Source organism: Pseudomonas sp. R151218B TE3479, from assembly GCF_053629195.1.
Genome location: NZ_JBRJHV010000001.1, coordinates 3,536,046 through 3,539,614, shown reverse-complemented (window position 1 = coordinate 3,539,614; position 3,569 = coordinate 3,536,046). Strand labels below are relative to the sequence as shown.

General features: G+C 57.1%; 3 protein-coding genes and 1 pseudogene. 2 read left to right on the top strand and 2 right to left on the bottom strand.

Features of this window, described 5'->3' with window-relative positions; genetic code table 11:
* Positions 1 to 213 precede the first annotated feature (213 nt).
* A complete protein-coding gene (locus tag AB7M32_RS15785) occupies positions 214 to 510 on the top strand; it encodes an ArsR/SmtB family transcription factor (protein WP_072405141.1) in 297 nt (98 codons plus the stop codon).
* A 55-nt stretch (positions 511 to 565) separates the two neighbouring features.
* Positions 566 to 1,576, top strand: coding sequence for a zinc-dependent alcohol dehydrogenase family protein (locus tag AB7M32_RS15780; protein ID WP_454250463.1), 1,011 nt, complete (start codon positions 566 to 568; stop codon positions 1,574 to 1,576).
* A 163-nt stretch (positions 1,577 to 1,739) separates the two neighbouring features.
* Here the strand turns inward: AB7M32_RS15780 and AB7M32_RS15775 are convergent, their stop codons facing one another.
* Entirely contained in the window at positions 1,740 to 2,528 is a 789-nt protein-coding gene (locus AB7M32_RS15775) for a methyl-accepting chemotaxis protein (RefSeq protein WP_454252146.1), read from the bottom strand.
* A gap of 66 nt (positions 2,529 to 2,594) precedes the next feature.
* Positions 2,595 to 3,350, bottom strand: a pseudogene (locus AB7M32_RS15770) (MCP four helix bundle domain-containing protein); the annotation flags it as partial.
* Between the last annotated feature and the right edge of the window lie 219 nt (positions 3,351 to 3,569).

Genomic DNA, 3,569 nt, shown 5'->3' with positions numbered 1-3,569 from the left:
CGCGCCACAACAACGGTCGCTAACCGGCCACAAGCAGTCGCTCAAGCATGTACCGGGGGATGTCTACCAGAGCGGAGTAGTCCAAGCAGTCATTCAATGCTTCCACAAAAATCAGGGTCGATTCAGCTGGATGCGTTTTTTGATTTCAAACCTTTGCGCTGGGTAATCGATTACTTATTGAACATTTCGTAAAAAAACGTAACATTGCCGCCCATGATACTCGAACAGCTCAAAGCCCTGGGCAATGACACTCGCATGCAAATGATGGAGTGGCTCAAAGACCCACTCAGTAATTTCCCCCCTCAGGATCATGGCGATCCTGCGATAGGCGTGTGCGTCACCCATTTGCAGCACAAGGCCGGGCTTTCACCTTCTACCGCGTCTGCACATTTAGCTATCTTGCAACGTGCAGGCTTCGTGCTGACCACCCGCATCGGAAAGTGGACTTACTACCGGCGCAATGAGCAGGCGATTGATGACTTTGCGGCTAGGCTGATCATCGAATTGTAATTTTTAAACTTTCATTTCGTTATTTCGCGTAATGAGAAAATATGAGGAAACCCCTATGAGCAGCAAAACTATCTTCGTTGAACCCGGTGGCGGCTATGAAAAGGTTGTGATTGGCAGCAGCGAAGTCCGAGCCGCAGCGCGTGGCGAAATCACCGTACGCCTTCATGCCAACTCGCTCAACTACCACGACTTTGCGGTGGTCAGCGGTATGTGGGGCCCTAGCGAAAAACGCATCCCCATGGCCGATGGTGCGGGTGAAGTCATTGCTGTCGGCCCAGATGTCACTGAATTCAAGGTGGGTGACTCAGTCGTCAGCACCTTCTTCCCGGAATGGATCAACGGTGCACCACTGGTTGAAGGCTTTGTCAGCGTGCCCGGTGATGGCATTGACGGCTACGCTCGTGAGCAAGTGACGGCCAAGGCCACATCGTTCACCCTCGCGCCTATTGGCTACAGCCATGCTGAAGCGTCGACGCTTACCACCGCCGGCCTTACGGCATGGCGCGCCCTGATGGCCGATGACTCACTCAAGCCGGGCGACACCGTGCTCGTCCAAGGCACGGGTGGCGTTTCAATTTTTGCCCTGCAGTTCGCTAAAATGGCCGGTGCCACCGTTATTGCGACCTCTTCAAGCGACGAAAAACTTGAACGTCTGAAAGCGCTAGGCGCTGATCATGTGATCAATTACCGCAAAGACCTCAACTGGGGCGAAACTGCACGCGCGCTAACGGGTGGCCGTGGTGTTGACCACATCATCGAAGTCGGCGGCCCTGCGACGCTTGAGCAATCGATGAGTGCAGTTCGGGTTGCTGGTCACATCTCCGTCATCGGCATATTGAGTGGCGTAAGCGGTGCAATGAATTTTGTACCGGCACTGATCAAGCAAGTGCGTCTGCAGGGTGTATTGGTGGGTAGCCGCAGCCAGCAGCAGGATATGATCCGAGCCATCAATGCTAATGGCATGCGCCCGATTATCGATCGTCATTTCCCTTTGAGCGAGATTGTCGAAGCGTTCAAGTATCAGGAAACCAACCAGCATTTCGGCAAAATTTGCCTGGATATCTAAGCACGCATGCATGGGCATGGTCCGTATGCCTCTCTCAAGGATGTGGTGCCACGTCTGCCGACGCAGCGTACGAGAGAGATTGGCCCCATGCCGCCTGTCACAATTGGCAGCAAGGGGTCTTTTTCAGCCGGCCACCACAGGCGGTATAGCCCTTCGCCTACCCTCAGACCTTGAAGCGCGCCACTAGATGATTGAGTTCAATCGCCAGGTTGGCCATTTCACTGCAGGCGCCGGCGGTCTGGCTGGCGCCTGCCGAGCTCTGGATTGAAAGTTCGCGGATACTGGTCAGGTTCTGGTCAGCCTCGCGGGCCACCTGGGCTTGCTCTTCGGAGGCGGTGGCGATCAGCAGGTTGCGTTCGTTGATGTGGGCTATGGTCTCGGCGATCTGCTTGAGCGAGAGGTCGGCATTCTGCGCCACCGAGATTGAACTGCTGGCCATCTGCGCGCTGACGCTCATGGCGCTCACCGCGTGGGTCGAGTCGGTCTGGATCGCGCTGATCATCTGTTCGATTTCCTGCGTCGACTGCTGGGTGCGATGGGCCAATGCCCGCACCTCATCGGCCACCACGGCGAAGCCACGGCCTTGCTCCCCGGCCCGAGCGGCTTCAATGGCCGCGTTCAGCGCCAGCAGGTTGGTCTGCTCGGCAATGGCTCGAATCACCTCGACCACCTTGCTGATGTCCTGTGCCCTGCCTGACAAGGCCTTGACCTGTTCACCCGTGGTGGCCACGTTGTTGGCCAGACCTTCGATGGCTTTGAGGGTTTGCGCCACGTTCTCGATACCCGAGCGGGTGAACTCCATTGATTCGCGGGAAGATTGGGCGGCGGCTTCGGCATTGCGTGCCACCTCGTCCACCGCGGCACTCATTTCGGTCACGGCGGTGGCGGCCTGATTGACCTCGTCGTTCTGCCGCACCAGACCGCGGCTGGCGTCTTCGGTCACTGCGGTCATCTCTTCAGATGCCGACGCCAGTTGGGTGGAGGAATCAGCGATGCGGGCGATGGTTTCCCGCAGGTTACCCTGCATCTTCGCCAGAGCGGCCAGCAGGCGGCCGGCTTCATCGCCGCCACTGATCGAGACCTCTCGGGAAAGGTCACTGCCGGCGATGCGCTCAGCCACGGCCAGGGCATCGCTGAGGGGCGACGTGATGCTTCGGGTCAACATAGCAGCCAGCACCACGGTGAGTACCACGGTTAACACCAGCAGGCCAATTACCAGCGTCACGCCATTGCTATAGGTGGCTGTGGCGTCCAGCCCCGCACGCTTGGCGCCCTCTTCATTGAAGTTCGAGAGATTGTCCATCTTGTCCTGCAGGGCGTTGGTCATAGGGCTGATGCGGGTATTGATCAGGGTGACGGCTGCGGCATTGTCACCACTGCGCAGCATCGGTTCCAGCTCATCCAACAGTTTGAAGTACTGCTGCACATCGTTGGACACCGCCAGGTAGAGCTCACGCTCAGTCGGCCCCGTAATGAGAGGTTCGTAATGGCTGACAGCGTCCTGCAGCGTGCTGCGGTAGCCGCTCAACGCCGCAATGCGGGTTTGGCGCTGTTGTTCGTCGGTGATCACGGTGATGCGAATACTTTCAAGCCGCAGGCGCAAAATGCCTGTCTGCATCTTGCTGGCCTCGCGGATGCTCACCATCCAGTTGGTTTCAACATCCTGCTCCGAATCTCGAAGCTTGCCCATCTGCAATAGGGCGACGATGCCTAGGGCAAAAACCACCAGGACAATGAGTGAGAAAAACGTGGCAAACCTGGGGGCGAGGTTCATAGTCCTGATATTCATTTTTATTCTCTTGAAAAAGGTCGGAACGATGCTGCTGTCATTCCGGGGTATCGACCAAGACGCTTGGAAATACAAACCACCCGACAAATGGGCTAGCGCAGCCTCTGGCAAAACGTATGCGTGCGCGCAACACATCTTGTGTAGTGACACGGACGTCGCATGGGGCAGACGTCGTTGCGAAGGGGATTGAGCTCTGTCGCTTCA